Raw genomic sequence first — 15618 nt, 5'->3', positions numbered from 1 at the left:
CAAGGAGGCCGGCCATGTTCCGGTCACGTGTGGCCACGCTCGGCGTGGCGGCGCTGGTCCTGACCGCCTGCGGCGGCAACAGCGCCGAGGCGCCGAAGAAGAAGACCGAACTGACGCTCTACAACGACAAGGGCGCCTGGACGAAATACTTCGACGAGATGGGCGCGCTGTCCAAGCAGCAGATCGGCCTGGGCATGAAGCCGACGGGATACACCGACTCCGCGCAGTACCAGGCCTTCATCAAGGCGTCGTTCCGCACGGACGTGAAGCCCGACCTGTTCACCTGGCAGACCGGGGGGATGCTGGCGGAGATCGTCAAGCAGAAGCAGGTGGCCGACACCACGGCCGTCTGGCAGGAGGCGATCAAGGCGGGTGACCTGTCGCAGGACCTCGCCCCGTACTACACCATCGGCGGCAAGCAGTACTGCGTGCCGATGAACGTCGCCTACTGGGGCATGTTCTACAACAAGAAGATCTTCGACAAGTACGGCCTGAAGCCCCCGCAGACGTGGGACGAGCTGGTCCAGGCCGCCGAGACCCTGAAGAAGAACGGCGTCAAGGCCTTCTACCACACCAGCGTGCTGTTCTCCTTCGTCTGGTTCGAGCAGCTCCTGGCCGGTTCCGACCCCGACCTGTACGACCGGCTGTCCACGGGCCAGGCCAAGTACACCGACCCGGGTGTGGTGCAGGTGATGGAGAAGTGGAAGTCGCTCATCGACGCCGGATATTTCATGAACCCGGGTGACAAGACCGACCCCGGAGACGTCATGAGGACCGGCAAGGCGGCGATGGTCTCCTTCGGCACCTGGTTCAGCACCAGCATGACCCAGCGCGACCTGAAGTCCGGCACCGACTACGGATTCTTCGTCATCCCCAACGTGAACCCCGCGCTGCCGAAGACCTCGATGATCTTCGAGAGCGGGCCGCTGTGCTCGCTCGCCAAGGGCGCCGACCTCGACTCCAGCATGAAGTACCTCAAGTGGTGGACCACCGCCGACGCTCAGAAGAAGTGGGCCACCACCAGGGGCGACGTGAGCGCCAACCCGAAGGTCGAGATCGCCGACGAAGCGCTCGGCGCGGTCACCAAGGACGCGGGCGGCGGCAAGTACCGCCTGGTCAACCGCTACTTCGAGGCCACGCCGCCACCGGTGCTGACCGCCGCTCTGGACGGCTTCGGCAAGTTCGTCACCGAGCCCGGCACGTACAAGGAAGTGCTGGACACCATCCAGAAGGCCGCCGACGAGTACTGGGCCACGCATCAGTGATGAGCGCCCGGACCCCGATGCTGGGCCGGTTCAGGCACGGTTACGTGGCGCCCGCGGCCGTGCTGGTCGCGGGGCTGCTCTACGCGCCGTTCCTGTGGACGGCCTACCTGAGCCTCACCCGCTACGACGGCCTGGAGCCCCCGGCGTGGGTCGGCGTGCACAACTTCGTCAAGCTGCTGGACGACCCCGCGCTGCTGACCTCGACCCGCAACACGCTCATCTGGGTGGCCGGCACGATGGTGCTGCCGGTCGGGCTCGGCCTGCTGGTCGCGGTGCTGTCCTACGACATCAAGGGCGGCGCCTGGTACCGGGTGCCGTTCATGTTGCCGTACGCGCTGAGCGGCGCGGGCCTGGCCATGGTGTGGAGCCCGGTGTTGTCCCACGACGGCATCGCCAACCGGCTGCTCGGCGTGGACACCGCGTTCCTGCAGGTCGCGCCGGACAACACGCTGGCCATGCTGCTGGTGTGGACCTGGCAGCAGCTCGGCGTGAACACGCTGCTGTTCGTCGTGGGCCTGCAGTCCATCCCCAAGGAGCCCATCGAGGCCGCCCGCCTGGACGGCGCCTCCGGCTGGCGGCTGTTCCGGCACGTGATCTGGCCGCTGATGCGCCCGCTGACCGCGGTCGTGGTCGGGCTGGCCCTGGTGGCGAGCCTGAAGACGTTCGACATCGTGTGGGTGCTGACGCAGGGCGGCCCGGGACGCAACTCCGAGACGCTGGCGGTGACCATGTACCGCGACACGTTCGTGGCCAGTGACTACGGCTACGGCTCGGCGGTCGCGGTGCTGCTCACCGTGGTCACCGGGCTGGCCTCCTACCTCTACCTGAGGAGGCAGGTGCGATGATCCGGCGCGTCGTGCTCATCGTGCTCGGGCTGATCTGGCTCGGGCCGACCTACCTGCTCGTCGTCAACGCCTCCAGGCCGGCGGCCTCGTACGACCCGGGCAGCGCGTGGGCGCCGTCCGGCGACTTCGCGCTGCTGGACAACTTCGGCCGCGCCCTGGACAGCGCCGACCTGACCGGCAGCCTGGCCAGCACCGCGCTCTACGCGGTCGTCTCGCCGCTGCTCGGCGTGGTGATCGGGGCGCTGGCCGGCTACACGATCGTGGTGCTGCGGCTGCGGCACGGGTTCTGGTGGTTCCTGCTGATCTTCGGCGGCACCGTGTTCCCGTCGCAGATGCTGCTCGTGCCGCTGTTCGTCGGCTACAGCGACGCCGGCCTGTACGACAGCAGGCTCGGCATGATCCTGATCTACACCGCCATCAACGTGCCGCTGGCCGCGTTCGTGCTGCGCAACTTCTACACGGGGGTCGCGTTCTCGATCTTCGAGGCGGCCCGCATGGACGGCGCGTCCACGTGGCGCATCTTCTGGCGCATCTACCTGCCGATCTCGCTCAGCGCGCTGACGGCGGTGTTCATCCTGGAGTTCACCTTCATCTGGAACGACCTCATCTTCGGCCTGACGCTGACCCAGACCGAGAGCGTACGGCCGGTCATGACCGCCCTGGCCGGGCTGATGACCGACGTCTACGCCGGCACCCCGGTCCCCGTCGGCCTGGCGGCGGGCCTGGTGGTCTCGCTGCCGACGGTCGTGCTGTTCCTGGCAACCCAGCGCCTCTTCGCACGGGGCCTGTCCCTAGGGAGTGTTTAGATGACGAGCCGGTTGCTGCAGCGGAGCCTGGGTAGCCCCGACTACGACGGGATCAGGCAGGCGCTGCGCAACGACACCTCGACCCCGGTGATCAGCGCGCGCGGGCTGGAGGTGCGGGTCGCGGTGCTGCCGCTGTTCACGCACGACGGCCGCCAGGCGGTCAGGGTGTCGAGCACGCAACCCCTGACCCACGTGCTGGTGGGCGTCGACAGCGCCTCCGGCACGGACGTGACGCTGCTGGTGCCCGAGGTGGACGCGCCGCGCACGCTCACCCTGGAGTGCCGCGACGACGCCGGCGTGGTCGGCAGCGCGCAGGTCACGGTCACCCCGCAGCGCAAGTGGAGCGTGTTCGTCGTGCACCACTCGCACCTGGACATCGGCTACACCGATCCCCAGGGCACGGTGCTCCGCCACCACCTCGACTACCTCGACGCGGCCGTGCGGCTGGCCGAGGAGACCGCCTCCTGGCCGGACGACGCCAAGTTCCGCTGGACGGTCGAGTCGTCGATGCCCGCGCTCAAATGGCTCGACGCCCGGCCGGCCGGGCAGGTCGAGTCGTTCGCCGCGCTGGCCAGGGCGGGCGTGATCGAGGTGACCGCGCTGCCGTTCCAGCTGCACACCGAGGCGTGCTCGACCGAGGAGCTCTACCGCCAGCTCCGCTTCACCGGCCGGCTCCAGGACCGGTACGGCTTCGCCACCAGGTCCGCCATGCACACCGACGTGCCGGGCGCGGTCGTCGGCCTGGTGGACGCGCTCAACGCCTCAGGCGTGCGTTACCTGGCCGCCGCGCACAACTGGGCCGGGCGGTCGGTGCCGTACCTGCACGGCGGCGACAAGCTGACCAGGCCGTTCCGGTGGCGGGCGCCGAGCGGGAACGAGCTGCTCGTGTGGTTCACCGACACGCCGCACGGGATGGCGTACATGGAGGGCAACACGGTCGGGCTGACCGACTCCTACGAGCTGGCCGACGACCTGCTGCCGCGCTACCTGTCGGCGCTGGCCACGCGGGGCTACCCGTACGGGCCGGGGACGTTCGGGTGGCAGGGGCCGGACGCGCCGCGCGAGCCGTACGAGCTGGACGTGCTGCACCTGCGGGTGCAGGGCGCGCACGCCGACAACGCCGGGCCGTCGATCGTGCCCGCCTCCATCGCCCGCCGGTGGAACGAGACGTGGGCCTGGCCGCGCCTGCGCTCGGCGGTCAACAGCGACTTCTTCGAGCACGTCGAGGAGCGCTACCACGACCGCCTGGCCGTGCACGAGGGCGACTGGACCGACTGGTGGGCCGACGGGCTCGGCTCGGGCGCCCGCCCGCTCGGCTACGTGCGCCGCGCCCAGTCGGCCCTGCGCGTCGCCGAGACCCTGCACACGATCGCCGGCACGGACGCCACGGACCAGATCGACGCGGCCTACGACAAGGTCGCCCTGTTCAACGAGCACACCTGGGGCGCGGCCAACCCGTGGGAGGACGCCGAGGAGGCGGGCGACTCCGGCGGCCTGCAGTGGACCCGCAAGTCGTCGGGCGCCTACCAGGCCCAGGACGACGCCTCCGACCTGCTGCACGCCGCCACCCGCCGCTTCGCCGCCGCCCTCTCCTCCCCGGACCCGGAGAGCGCGGACGCGGAAGGCGCGGACCTGCCGGGTGCGGACGCGGAAGGCGTGGTCCTGGCCGCCTTCGCCGTGTTCAACCCGGGCACCAGGGCGCGCACCGACGTGGTGCGCGCGTTCCTGCCGCGCGACGTGGTGGCCGTGGACGTGCCGATCGCGCTGGTCGACGCCCGGACCGGCGAGACCGTGCCGCATCACGAGGAGTACGTCGACCCCGACGACTGGCCGACCCGCCCGATCGGCCGGCACGTGCACGCGGTCGTGCCGGACGTCCCCGGCTTCGGCTACGCGCGACTGGACGTCGTCCGCGGGCCGGGCCAGGCCCCCGAGCCGGTCGAGCCGGATCTGGACGGCGTGATCGAGAACGAGTTCTACCGGGTCGCCTACGACGTCCGCGAGGGTCACATCAGCTCGATCTTCGACAAGTCCGCCGGCCGCGAGCTGGTCAACGGCGATGCCGCCGCCGGCTTCGGCCAGTACGTCTACGACCGCTACGCCACCGCCCCGCACTTCAACCACCTGTCGGGCCACGTCGGGGCGCACGACAGGACGCTCCTCGGCGACCGGGCCGTCGCCCGCAACGCGACGATCGTCAGGGCCCTGCGCACGGCGGTCGGCGAGAAGCTGGTCGTCGAGCTCCACGGCAAGGGCGTCGACTGGCTGCGCACCACGATCGAGCTGCACCGGGGCGTCCCCAGGCTCGACCTGACCTACCAGCTCGCCAAGCAGGGCACCCCGGCCAAGGAGGCGGTGTTCCTGGCGTTCCCGTTCGCGACCGGCCCGGCCACGGCCTGGGAGCTGACCGGCGGGGTCGGCGGCCCCGGCGTGCCGCGCGTGCCCGGTTCGGCCGAGTACATGTTGCCGATCAGGCACTGGATCGCCTTCGAGGACCCCGAGCTGACCGTCGCCTGGGCCACCCTGGAAGCGCCGCTGGTGCAGCTCGGCACCATCCACATGCCGTACGCGCCGTTCCCGCCCACGCTCGACCAGGAGGACGGCACGGTCTACTCCTGGGCGCTCAACAACATCTGGGACACCAACTTCCCGGCCCAGCAGCAGGGCGAGACCACCTTCCGGTACGCCGTCACCTCGGCGGCCGGCGTCAAGGGCAGCAGGCTGGGGGCGGCGGCGGCCTCGGGGCTGACCGAGCCGTTCGTCGGCGCGCTGGTCACCGGCGGTCCCGGGGCCACCGAGACCTACGCCTCGGTGGACCACCCCGACGTGCTGATCACCTCGATCGGCCGGGTGGACGGCGAGCAGGTGGTCCGGTTGCAGTCGCTGGCCGCCGAGCCGGTGACGGCGACGGTCACGGTCCCTGGACGGGATCCGGTCGAGGTCCGGCTGCCCGCCTGCGGGGTCGCCGTCGTCGGAGGGAAGCGCGCGTGAAGATCGTTGACATCCGGGCCACGACGGTCGCCGTCCCGCTGGAGGCGCCGCTGCGGCACAGCAACGGCGCCCACTGGGGCCGGTTCGTGCGCACGATCGTCGAGGTCGAGGCCGACAACGGGCTGGTCGGCCTGGGGGAGATGGGCGGCGGTGGGGAGAGCGCGGAGTCGGCCTTCCGGGCGCTCGTCCCGTACCTGAAGGGGCACAACCCGTTCGAGCTGGAGGCGCTGCGCTTCAAGATCGCCAATCCGACCGCCTCGCTCTACAACAACCGCACCCAGCTCCTGGCGGCCGTCGAGTTCGCCTGCCTCGACCTCGTCGGGCAGCACTTGGGCGTGCCCGTCCACGACCTGCTGGGCGGGCGGCTGCGGGACACGGTCCCGTTCGCCTCCTACCTGTTCTTCCGGTACGCCGCCGACGGCCATCCGGAGATCCGCACCCCCGCCCAGCTCGTCGAGCACGCCGCCCGGCTCAAGCAGGCGCACGGGTTCACCGTGCACAAGCTCAAGGGCGGCGTCTTCCCGCCGGACTACGAGCTGGAGTGCTACCGGGCCCTGGCCGAGGCGTTCCCGGACGACCGGCTCAGGTACGACCCCAACGCCGTCCTGTCGGTGGCCGAGGGGCTGCGGTTCGGCCGGGCCATCGAGGGGCTGAACAACGACTACCTGGAGGATCCCGTCTGGGGGATGGAGGGGCTCAGGGCCGTCCGGGAGCAGGTCAGGGTGCCTCTCGCCACCAACACGGTGGTCGTCAACTTCGAGCAGCTCGCCTCCAACGTGCTGCGCAGGTCCGCCGACGTGGTGCTGCTGGACACGACGTTCTGGGGCGGGGTCCGGCCGTGCGTGAAGGCGGCGGGGGTGTGCGACACCTTCCAGATCGGGGTGGCCGTGCACTCCTCGGGCGAGCTCGGCATCCAGCTCGCGACCATGCTGCACCTCGGCGCGGTGCTGCCGAACCTCACCTACGCCGCCGACGCCCACTACCACCAGCTGCGCGACGACGTGATCGAGGGCGGCAGGCTGCCGTACGCGGACGGCGCCATCGCCGTGCCCTCCGGGCCGGGGCTCGGGGTGCGTCTCGACCCCGATCGCGTGGCCCGCTACGCCGAGTTCTACCGGGAGACCGGCGGCTATCCCTACGACCGCGACCCGGGGCGTCCCGGCTGGTACGCCACCGTCCCGAACGAGCGCTTCGCCGACCCCGCGATCTCGGTGGACGTTGCCCCATAATTGGCCGCTATGTCCGACGAAGTACAGACAAAGAAGCCCGCCGACAACCTCGTCACCACCCGGCACACCCTGCCGACCGGTCAGGGGTACACCGCCACCACCGGAACCATGGTGGTGCGCGAGGAGGTGTTCACGGACGGCACGTTCGACGGCCACCGCCCGAAGGCCGAGGTGTTCCTCACCTCCTACACCCTCGACGACGCCGACCCGCTGACCAGGCCGGTCACGTTCGCCTTCAACGGCGGGCCGGGGTCGTCGAGCGTGTGGCTGCACCTCGGCATCCTCGGACCGCGCCGGGTCGTGATGGGGGACGCGGGCGCGCTCCTGCCGCCGCCGTACGCGCTGGCCGACAACGACGAGACCCTGCTCAAGGTGAGCGACCTGGTCGTCATCGACCCGATGTCCACCGGCTACTCGCGGGCGGCCGAGGGCGAGAAGGCCGAGCCGTACCACGGGTTCAGCGGCGACGTGGAGTCGGTCGGCGAGGTGATCCGGCTCTGGACGACCAGGAACGCGCGGTGGATGTCGCCGAAGTTCCTGGCCGGCGAGTCGTACGGCACGGTCAGGGCGGCCGGGCTGGCCGACCACCTCCAGTCGCGCCACGGCATGTACCTCAACGGCGTGATGCTGATCTCCTCGGTGCTCGACTACGCGACCGTGGAGTTCAACGAGGGCAACGACGTGGCCTACGCCCTCTATCTCCCGACCTATGCCGCCATCGCGCACTATCACGGGCTGCACGGCGACCGCCCGCTGGCCGACGTGCTGCGCGAGGCCGAGGAGTACGCCTCCCGCGACTACCCGTGGGCCCTGGCCCGCGGCAACCGCCTCACCGCCGGCGAGCGCGCCGCCGCGGTCTCCAGGGTCGCCGCCCTGTCCGGTCTGTCCGAGGACTACGTCGACCGCGTGGACCTGCGCATCGAGCACATCCGCTTCTTCAACGAGCTGCTGCGCGAGCGCCGGCTGACCGTCGGCAGGCTCGACGGCCGCTTCACCGGCTGGGACCCCGACGGCGGTCGCGAGCACTTCGTCTCCGACCCGAGCATGAACGCCATCACCGGCCCCTACAGCGCCGCGCTCAACCACTACCTGCGGACCGAGCTGGAGTACGCCAACGACCTGCCCTACGAGATCCTCAGCTCGCGGGTGCACCCGTGGTCGTACAAGGAGTTCGAGGGCGTGCACGTCAGCGTGACCGACCGGCTCGGCGCCGCCATGCGCACCAACCCGCACCTGCGCGTGCACGTGGCCTGCGGCTACCACGACGGCGCCACGCCGTACTACGCGGCCGAGCACGCCTTCGCCCACCTGCCCGTGCCCGCCGAGCTGGCCGCCAACGTCGAGTTCAAGTACTACGAGGCCGGCCACATGATGTACGCGCACGAGCCCAGCAGGCTGCGCCAGTCAGCCGACCTGGCGGCCTTCGTGCTCGGACAGCAGGCGTGAGGCGCGCTCCAGCCGCTGCCGCAGGCTGGCCGCGAGCGCGTCGAAGCGTTCCCGGTTGTCCCGGATGACCGCGCGCTGAAGCTCGGCGTCGGCCGAGAACCAGGCGGCGACCAGGCCCGAGGCCCACTTGCAGGTCGTGTCGGCGACGGCCGTCAGCTTCTCCTCCTCGCTCACGTCCGGCTTCTCCAGGTTCCAGCGGGAGTCGGCGATGGCCGACTCCGGGTCGGGGTAGGGGTGTCCCGCCTGGGTCATGCACGACTGCCAGCGCCTGGTCGCCGCGGCCACGCCGCCGTGCTTGGCGGCCTGTTCCAGGGTGAGCGAGTCCTGCAGGCCCAGCCAGGGCCAGTCCGCCTGGCGGGTGCCGCCCTCCAGCTCGGCGGAGGCGCGGTCGAGGCAGCCGCGGTCGGCGGCGGTGCCGTACAGGCGGTGGCGGGTGTGCTTGGGCAGCTTGTTGACCCAGGAGCCGGTGGTGTCCGGGGACGGGGGCCTGGCCAGGTGGTAGCCGTACCGCTGGGCGGCCGAGGTGTCCACGACGCCGTAGCGGCGGGAGTTGCCCGGGTCGATCGCCGCCAGCTCGGCGGCGTCCTCCGCGGGTGGGGTGACGGTGAGGCCGCGGCGGCTCATGCACCGCGCGACCAGGTGGTTGTGGGCATTGCCCAGGACGGCCCGCTGCTCGGGAGTCGGCTTGTAGGCGTCGAACGGCAACACGAGCTGCGACACCGAGGTCACGCCCGCCGGTGGCCGCTCGCGTACGGGCTCGCCGGCGGCGCAGGCCGCGACGGACAGCAGCAGCGCGCCCGCCAGGAGGCCGCGACAGCCGGTTTCCGGCGGCCAAGCCCGGAAACCGGCACTCCCGTTATTTCTCAGCGGCACCAGATGTCGATCGAGCTGGTGCGGTTGTTGCCGATGGCGTTGTTGGACAGGTAACCGTCGTTGGAGTTGTGGGTGAAGGTGCTGTGCGCACCGGTGTAGTCGGCGTGCTGCCAGAGGGTGGCGCTGCAGCCGACCCGGTTCCTGACGGAGCTGGTCTCGTTGTCCATGCTGTGCCAGGTGTTGCTGAAGTCCCAGTTCAGCCAGTTGTTGTCGGCCAGGTCGGAGTCGTCGGCCGTGAAGTCGCGCCAGTGGTCGCTCTGGCCCCGGTTGTAGTCGAAACCGGCGTACAGGCAGACGCGGCCGCCGTAGCACGTCGAGCGTGGGCTGGCCTCAGCCGCGGCAGCCGGGACGACCACGGTGAACAGCGCGGCCGCGGCGATGAAGCCGGCGGCCTTCTTGGTGAGCCTCACAGGTCTCTCCTAGATCGGTGAGTCGTTTCGGAACCCGTACCAAGCGTGCTGTGAGGGGGCTCGGGACCCACCCTCGAATACACGCAGAGACCTTGGTTACCAGGCTCACCACCTGGAGCTTCGCCGCATTGACGCAACGATTGCCAGGTTCGGGAGGCGACTGGGGACTTACTCGACCTAGTCGGGGAGCGCCGCCGGGTTCCGGGCCAGCAGGCCGCCGTCCACGCGGTGCTCGGCCCCGGTGATGAACGACGAACGCGGCCCCGCCAGGAACGCCACCAGCTCGGCCACCTCTTCCGCCCGGCCCACGCGGCCCAGCGGATGGGCCTTCCCCCACTGCTGGACCTGCTCCTCCTGCGACAGGTCGCCCCGCCACAGGTCGGCCGCCCAGCGCAGCATGGGGGTGTCCACCGAGCCGGGGCAGACCACGTTGACCCGGATGCCGTCGGCCGCGTGGTCGAGCGCCATGGCCCTGGTCAGGCCGTTCAGGGCGGCTTTGCTCGCGGTGTAGGCGGCCACCTGCGCCTGCGACGAGAACGCCTGCACCGACGACATGACCACGATCGAGCCGCCGCCGCGTTCCCTGAGCCTCGGCACGGCGGCCTTGCAGGTGAGGTAGACGCCCTTGAGGTTGACGTCCATGACCTCGTCCCACACCTCCTCCGGGGTGTCCTCGACCGTGCCGTACCGCTGGACGCCGGCGCAGGTGACGACGACGTCGAGGCCGCCGTACCTGGTCACGGCCAGGTCCACGAGGTCGCGCAGGTCGCCGGCCCGGCGCACGTCGGCGACGACGCCGGTGACGTGCTCGCTGTCGAACGCCGCGTCCTCGTCCACGCCGCAGAAGACCACGTTCGCGCCGCCGTCGGCCAGCCGGTCGACCACCGCCCGCCCGATGCCCATCGATCCGCCGGTGACCAGCGCCACCTTGCCGGAAAACTCACTCACGCCAGCACCTCCGCGCGCCATCTCGACACCTTGGTCTCCTGTGGTCCGAGCGACAGGGCGCTGCCGTTGGCCACGGCGGCGGCCAGGCCGTCGGTCGGCATGCCGGCGAACGGTTCGAGCCCCAGCGTGCAGGCCCCCCCCACCAGGGATAGCCGGTGGACGCGCCGAGCTCCTGCCACATCCACAGGTAGGGGAGGAGCGCCGCATCCCACTCCACCCGGATACCGATGTCCCCTGAAATTTCGTACCAACCCTCCGGGAAACCCGTGAGGTACACGATGTCGCTCGGCCCGCCCCGCTCGGGCACCACGCTCAGGTCCGTCTCCCCGCCCCCGTCGGCGGGCACCACCGGCCACCGCCACGGCCCGCCGGCCCGCACCCGGCGCCCGGACGGGCCGATCGGCGTCGCGTGCGGGATCACCCGCACGCCTTCGGGCAGCCGGATCCGCGCGCCCGCCCGCAGGAACGGCGCCCCGAAGACGATGTGCTGGCCCCACATCGCGTGCAGCGCGAGGTCCGCCTCGTTGGTCGCCCGCCCCTCGACCTCCAGCGCGGCCGTGCCCGCCCGGAGCCGGAACACCTTCTCCACCCGGTACGGCAGCCGCCGGGTCCGCACGGCGAGCCGCACCGCGACCTCCTCCGCGCAGTCGGCCACCACCTCGCACGACCACGGCAGCCCGGCGACCTCGCCGTGCTGGGCCAGGCGCGCGCCCCGGTACTCGCTCGGCGCGCCGCCGTTGGGGAAGACCTCCTGCCAGCCGCCCTCGTAGTGGTCGACGAACTGGGCGACGTCGTCGGCCGCGCCGTGACGGTGGTCGCGCGGGTCACGCAGGCCCTGCGGGGAGAGCCAGACGAAGTCGGTGTCGGTGGGCTTGTGCAGGAACTCCACCACGTCGCCGCCCTTGTCCGGCAGGACGGTCACGCGCAGCCGTTCGTTCTCCAGCGTGACCGCCCGCAGCCCGTCGAGGGTGAGGTGCCGCAGGCGCGCCGCCCAGTTGCGCCTCACCCGAACGTCACGTCCAGGAACCTGGGCCGGTAGATCGACACGTCCCGGTAGTGGTCGGTGTTGACGAAGCTGTTGACGTTGTAGGAGACCACCAGGCCGTTCCCGGCGACGTCGGGGTGGGCGTGGGCGTTGTAGGTGAAGACGTTCCCGCTGGTCTCGGGGGTGGTGTAGACGTGCTGCTTGCCGGTGAAGGGGCCGGTGGGCGAGCAGGAGGAGTAGGCCACGATGTTGGGGCTGAGCACCTCGGTGGTGTCATGCGTGATCAGGACATATCCGGATCCGACCCGGGTGACGCTGTACTCGTTCGCCACCCCGCCCATGATGCGGGCCGAGTCGGTCTCGTCCGGTGACCACGAGCCGTCGGCCGTGCGGAACTCCCACGTGCCGAGCAGGCTCTGGCCCCTGACCCGGGCGAGGTGCATGTACTTGGCCGAGCCGAGGTCCTCGACGCCGTACACGTAGGTGTAGCCGCCGTCCTTCAGCAGGCCGGAGGCCCAGGAGACGCCGTGGCCCGAGGGCAGGTCGTGCACGCTGATCGGCTGGTCGAGCCGGCCGGGCGCGAACCTGGCCACCACGTTGCGGTGCCAGCGCCAGTCCCACGCGCCGGGGCCGAACCGCTCGTACTCCTGGTAGGTGACCTCGACCAGGCCGCCGGCCAGCGTGGCGTCCCCGGCCCAGAACCAGTGCTTGTCGTCGCGCGGCGGCATCACGGCCTCCGGCTTCGCGGCCGTGCCGTCATGGACGGTGGACAGCCGCCCGTCCCGCTCGATGGCGAAGGAGTTGTTCAGGAAGACGGTGCTGCCGCCCTCCTCGACGACGGGCGGCCGGGAGCCGTCGGCGTCGACCTGGCCGAGGAAGGTGTCGGAGAACACCCACAGCTCACGGCCGTTCGGCAGCCGGAGCGAGTAGGTGCCGTCGGCTCCCGTCCAGTCGTCCAGGCGGCTGTTGTCGTTGCCGTACGAGGTGAACAGGCTGGTCAGCCGGGCGTCCACGGAAGCGCCGCGCACGGTGGGCGCGCACGCCGAGACCGGCCCGGACGGTTCCCGCGGCACGCCGGCCGACGGTGGCACCGGCTTGGGCGGCGCGGCCCACGCCTGCTGCGGGACGGCGACCAGGCCGAGCAGGGCGACGGCGAGGGGGAGGAGGGAGGAGCGGAATCGCGTCATCACCGGTTCCTAGGGGCTGGGGGAGTCCCGTACAGTTCTAGTCATTAGATCACTTGCTGTCCAGGGCCCCCGGAGCACCGGCCGAAAACCGGGTGCCGGCGGTCGCGGGCGGCCGGTAGCCTGCCCGGATGGGCCACGTTGAAGTAGGACATCTGACGTACGTGCTGCCCGACGGCAGGCCCCTGCTCAACGACGTCTCCTTCCGGATCGGCGACGGTGTCAAGGCGGCGCTCGTCGGGCCCAACGGCGCGGGCAAGACCACCCTCATGCGCCTGGTCGCGGGCGACCTGGAGCCCGTCGAGGGCAGCGTCACCAGCTCCGGCGGGCTGGGCGTGATGCGCCAGTTCATCGGCAACGTGCGCGACGGGAGCAACGTCCGCGACCTGCTGCTCGGCGTCGCCCCGCCGGCCGTGCGGCAGGCGGCCGAGCGGCTCGACGCGGCCGAGCTGGTGATGATGGAGCGCGACGACGAGAAGGCGCAGATGCGCTACGCGCAGGCCATCAGCGACTACACCGACGCCGGCGGCTACGAGATCGAGGTGCTCTGGGACACCTGCACGGTCTCGGCCCTCGGCGTCCCGTTCGACCGGGTGAAGTACCGCGACGTGGCCACCTTGTCCGGCGGCGAGCAGAAGCGGCTCGTCCTGGAGGCGCTGCTGCGCGGCCCCGACCAGACCCTGCTGCTCGACGAGCCCGACAACTACCTCGACGTGCCCGGCAAGGAGTGGCTGGAGCAGCAGCTGCGCGAGACGCCCAAGACCGTGCTGCTGGTCAGCCACGACCGTCAGCTCCTCGCCAACGCCGCCGACCGCATCGTCACGGTCGAGTCGGGCAACATCTGGATCCACGGCGGCGGCTTCGCCGGTTACGCCGAGGCCCGCAAGGCCCGCAACGAGCGGCTCGACGAGCTGCGCAGGCGCTGGGACGAAGAGCACGCCAAACTCAAGGCCCTGGTCAACATGCTGAAGAACAAGGCCAGGTACAACGACGGCATGGCCGCCCCCTACCACGCGGCCCAGACCCGGCTGCGCAGGTTCGTCGAGGCGGGTCCGCCCGAGCAGGCGCCCGCCGACCAGAACATCAAGATGCGCCTGCGCGGCGGCCGCACCGGCAAGCGCGCCGTCATCTGCGAGGGCCTGGAGCTGACCGGCCTGATGCGCCCATTCGACCTGGAGATCTGGTACGGCGAGCGGGTCGCCGTCCTCGGCTCCAACGGCTCGGGCAAGTCCCACTTCCTGCGCCTGGTGGCCGGAGAGCCCGTCGCGCACACCGGCGTGGCCAGGCTGGGCGCCCGGGTCGTCCCGGGGCACTTCGCCCAGACCCACTCCAGGCCCGACCTGCTCGGCCGCACCCCGGTCGAGATCGTGATGAACGAGCACGCCAAGCTCAAGAACGAGGCCATGAAGACGCTGGCCCGCTACGAGCTGGCCGGGCTGATCGCCGAGCAGCGGTTCGACACGCTGTCCGGAGGTCAGCAGGCGCGGCTGCAGATCCTGCTGCTGGAGCTGTCGGGCGCCACGCTGCTCCTGCTGGACGAGCCGACCGACAACCTCGACCTGGCCAGCGCCGAGGCGCTCCAGGTGGGCCTCGACGCGTTCGACGGCACGGTCATGGCGGTCACCCATGACCGCTGGTTCGCCGCCGACTTCGACCGTTTCCTGGTCTTCGGCTCCGACGGCACGGTCTACGAGTCGTCCGAGCCGGTGTGGGACGAGACGAGGGTCGTCCGGAGGCGTTAAAGAGTTGGTACGCCCGGCGCGTGTCATCTGCCAGCCGTGCCCATGCACGGGTTATCACGGCAAAGTGATCCCGCGTAGCCGAACCGTCAGCCTCCTCGCACTCGGGGCGATCTGCCTCGCCGGTTGTTCAAGTGAGGACCAGCCCGCCCAATCGCTCAAGCCGCTCGTTCTCAAGGAGCAGGTCTCGAACATCGCCAAGTCCACCGACGGTTACGCCGTCAACTGGGCGGGCGTGCTCAGCAACGCCAACCCGTGGCACTTCGGTGAGCATGTGGTGGCCACCATCGTGGGCCGCGACGCCGCCGGCACCGAGGTGGTGCGCATGGACCAGCCGCTCGACGCCGTGCCGCCGGGCGGCTCCCTGGCCTTCACCGGCCAGGCGTCCGCCACCGAGAAGCCGGTGAAGGTGACCATCCAGTACCGTCCGGCGCAGTGGCGGTCCGCCGCGCGCATCCCGTCGTCGTTCCAGTCGTTCCCGATCACGCGCGTCCAGACAATGCGCCAAAAAGACGGCTCTTACCTTATTACCGGCTATGTCGGGAATCCTTATCAATTGCCGGCGAGCAGCCTGGTGGTGAACGCGTTGCTGCGCGACGCGGCCGGCAAACTGCTCGGCGGCGGCAGCACGTTCGTGGACGACGTGAAGGCCGGCAGCCCGCCCAGGTTCATCCTCACCGTGGCCGGGCTGCCCAAGGACAGCAAGGTCGCCAAGACCGACGTCACCGCCCGGACCTGGGGCTCGACCGGCCGCCCCTACGAGGACCTGGCGATGGGCGGCGCGCTCCCGGTGCACACGGTCAAGCCCACCTCCGAGCCGTTCGCGGTGGACCGGGGAAGCGAGGCCATGGGGCAGGTAAAGCAATAATCGGTATTAGTCCGAACAAATTGCGTGGG

Annotated in this window: 13 protein-coding genes; 8 read left to right on the top strand and 5 right to left on the bottom strand. The window is 70.8% G+C overall.

From position 1 onward, the window contains the following. Positions 1 to 14: 14 nt before the first annotated feature. The 6 genes from ACIBQ6_RS14955 to ACIBQ6_RS14930 are packed head-to-tail and all read left to right on the top strand — an operon-like array spanning position 15 to position 8582. Entirely contained in the window at positions 15 to 1265 is a 1251-nt protein-coding gene (locus ACIBQ6_RS14955) for an ABC transporter substrate-binding protein (protein ID WP_397212388.1), read from the top strand. Beyond that, positions 1265 to 2110 (top strand): sugar ABC transporter permease, encoded by an 846-nt coding sequence (locus ACIBQ6_RS14950; protein ID WP_357975433.1) that lies wholly within the window; start codon positions 1265 to 1267, stop codon positions 2108 to 2110. The genes ACIBQ6_RS14955 and ACIBQ6_RS14950 overlap by 1 nt, the downstream gene beginning before the upstream one ends. Continuing rightward, positions 2107 to 2916, top strand: a complete 810-nt coding sequence (locus tag ACIBQ6_RS14945; RefSeq protein ID WP_358291523.1) for a carbohydrate ABC transporter permease — start codon at positions 2107 to 2109, stop codon at positions 2914 to 2916. The genes ACIBQ6_RS14950 and ACIBQ6_RS14945 overlap by 4 nt, the downstream gene beginning before the upstream one ends. Beyond that, the gene (locus tag ACIBQ6_RS14940) at positions 2917 to 5907 is read left to right on the top strand and encodes a glycoside hydrolase family 38 C-terminal domain-containing protein (RefSeq protein ID WP_397212386.1); all 2991 of its coding nucleotides are present in this window, start codon (positions 2917 to 2919) and stop codon (positions 5905 to 5907) included. It abuts the gene before it with no gap. Continuing rightward, the gene (locus tag ACIBQ6_RS14935) at positions 5904 to 7136 is read left to right on the top strand and encodes an enolase C-terminal domain-like protein (RefSeq protein WP_358291527.1); all 1233 of its coding nucleotides are present in this window, start codon (positions 5904 to 5906) and stop codon (positions 7134 to 7136) included. The genes ACIBQ6_RS14940 and ACIBQ6_RS14935 overlap by 4 nt, the downstream gene beginning before the upstream one ends. Positions 7137 to 7145: 9 nt before the next feature. Further along, positions 7146 to 8582: a S10 family peptidase gene (locus ACIBQ6_RS14930; RefSeq protein ID WP_397212384.1), complete on the top strand. Its 1437-nt coding sequence runs from the start codon at positions 7146 to 7148 to the stop codon at positions 8580 to 8582. Here ACIBQ6_RS14930 and ACIBQ6_RS14925 read toward each other — a convergent pair. The 5 genes from ACIBQ6_RS14925 to ACIBQ6_RS14905 all read right to left on the bottom strand — a co-directional run bounded on the left by ACIBQ6_RS14925 (position 8541) and on the right by ACIBQ6_RS14905 (position 12985). Beyond that, positions 8541 to 9455, bottom strand: coding sequence for a hypothetical protein (locus ACIBQ6_RS14925; RefSeq protein WP_357975420.1), 915 nt, complete (start codon positions 9453 to 9455; stop codon positions 8541 to 8543). The two genes, ACIBQ6_RS14930 and ACIBQ6_RS14925, sit on opposite strands and share 42 nt — an antisense overlap. Next, positions 9446 to 9865 (bottom strand): peptidase inhibitor family I36 protein, encoded by a 420-nt coding sequence (locus tag ACIBQ6_RS14920; protein ID WP_358291533.1) that lies wholly within the window; start codon positions 9863 to 9865, stop codon positions 9446 to 9448. Before ACIBQ6_RS14920 ends, ACIBQ6_RS14925 begins: the two co-directional genes overlap by 10 nt. A 177-nt stretch (positions 9866 to 10042) precedes the next feature. Next, positions 10043 to 10813 carry an SDR family NAD(P)-dependent oxidoreductase gene (locus ACIBQ6_RS14915; RefSeq protein WP_397212382.1) on the bottom strand — a complete coding sequence of 257 codons (771 nt, stop codon included), beginning with the start codon at positions 10811 to 10813 and terminating at the stop codon, positions 10043 to 10045. Next, the gene (locus tag ACIBQ6_RS14910; RefSeq protein WP_397212380.1) at positions 10806 to 11819 is read right to left on the bottom strand and encodes a DUF4432 family protein; all 1014 of its coding nucleotides are present in this window, start codon (positions 11817 to 11819) and stop codon (positions 10806 to 10808) included. The genes ACIBQ6_RS14915 and ACIBQ6_RS14910 overlap by 8 nt, the downstream gene beginning before the upstream one ends. Then, a complete protein-coding gene (locus ACIBQ6_RS14905; RefSeq protein WP_397212378.1) occupies positions 11816 to 12985 on the bottom strand; it encodes a DUF4185 domain-containing protein in 1170 nt (389 codons plus the stop codon). Before ACIBQ6_RS14905 ends, ACIBQ6_RS14910 begins: the two co-directional genes overlap by 4 nt. Positions 12986 to 13113: 128 nt before the next feature. On the opposite strand from ACIBQ6_RS14905, the gene ACIBQ6_RS14900 reads away from it, so the two are divergent. Next, positions 13114 to 14724 carry an ATP-binding cassette domain-containing protein gene (locus tag ACIBQ6_RS14900; RefSeq protein ID WP_358291541.1) on the top strand — a complete coding sequence of 537 codons (1611 nt, stop codon included), beginning with the start codon at positions 13114 to 13116 and terminating at the stop codon, positions 14722 to 14724. Between the two features lie 64 nt (positions 14725 to 14788). Next, positions 14789 to 15589, top strand: coding sequence for a hypothetical protein (locus tag ACIBQ6_RS14895; RefSeq protein WP_358291543.1), 801 nt, complete (start codon positions 14789 to 14791; stop codon positions 15587 to 15589). The last annotated feature ends 29 nt before the right edge of the window (positions 15590 to 15618 follow it).

The organism is Nonomuraea sp. NPDC049655, assembly GCF_044465465.1.
Classification (GTDB): domain Bacteria; phylum Actinomycetota; class Actinomycetes; order Streptosporangiales; family Streptosporangiaceae; genus Nonomuraea.
This window is presented reverse-complemented; position numbering and strand designations above follow the sequence as displayed.

Bases quoted from the DNA above. Each gene is read 5' to 3' on its own strand.
- ACIBQ6_RS14955 (WP_397212388.1), top strand. From the start codon at position 15: ATGTTCCGGTCACGTGTGGCCACGCTCGGCGTGGCGGCGCTGGTCCTG.
- ACIBQ6_RS14950 (WP_357975433.1), top strand. From the start codon at position 1,265: ATGAGCGCCCGGACCCCGATGCTGGGCCGGTTCAGGCACGGTTACGTG.
- ACIBQ6_RS14945 (WP_358291523.1), top strand. From the start codon at position 2,107: ATGATCCGGCGCGTCGTGCTCATCGTGCTCGGGCTGATCTGGCTCGGG.
- ACIBQ6_RS14940 (WP_397212386.1), top strand. From the start codon at position 2,917: ATGACGAGCCGGTTGCTGCAGCGGAGCCTGGGTAGCCCCGACTACGAC.
- ACIBQ6_RS14930 (WP_397212384.1), top strand. From the start codon at position 7,146: ATGTCCGACGAAGTACAGACAAAGAAGCCCGCCGACAACCTCGTCACC.
- ACIBQ6_RS14905 (WP_397212378.1), bottom strand. From the start codon at position 12,985: ATGACGCGATTCCGCTCCTCCCTCCTCCCCCTCGCCGTCGCCCTGCTC.
- ACIBQ6_RS14900 (WP_358291541.1), top strand. From the start codon at position 13,114: ATGGGCCACGTTGAAGTAGGACATCTGACGTACGTGCTGCCCGACGGC.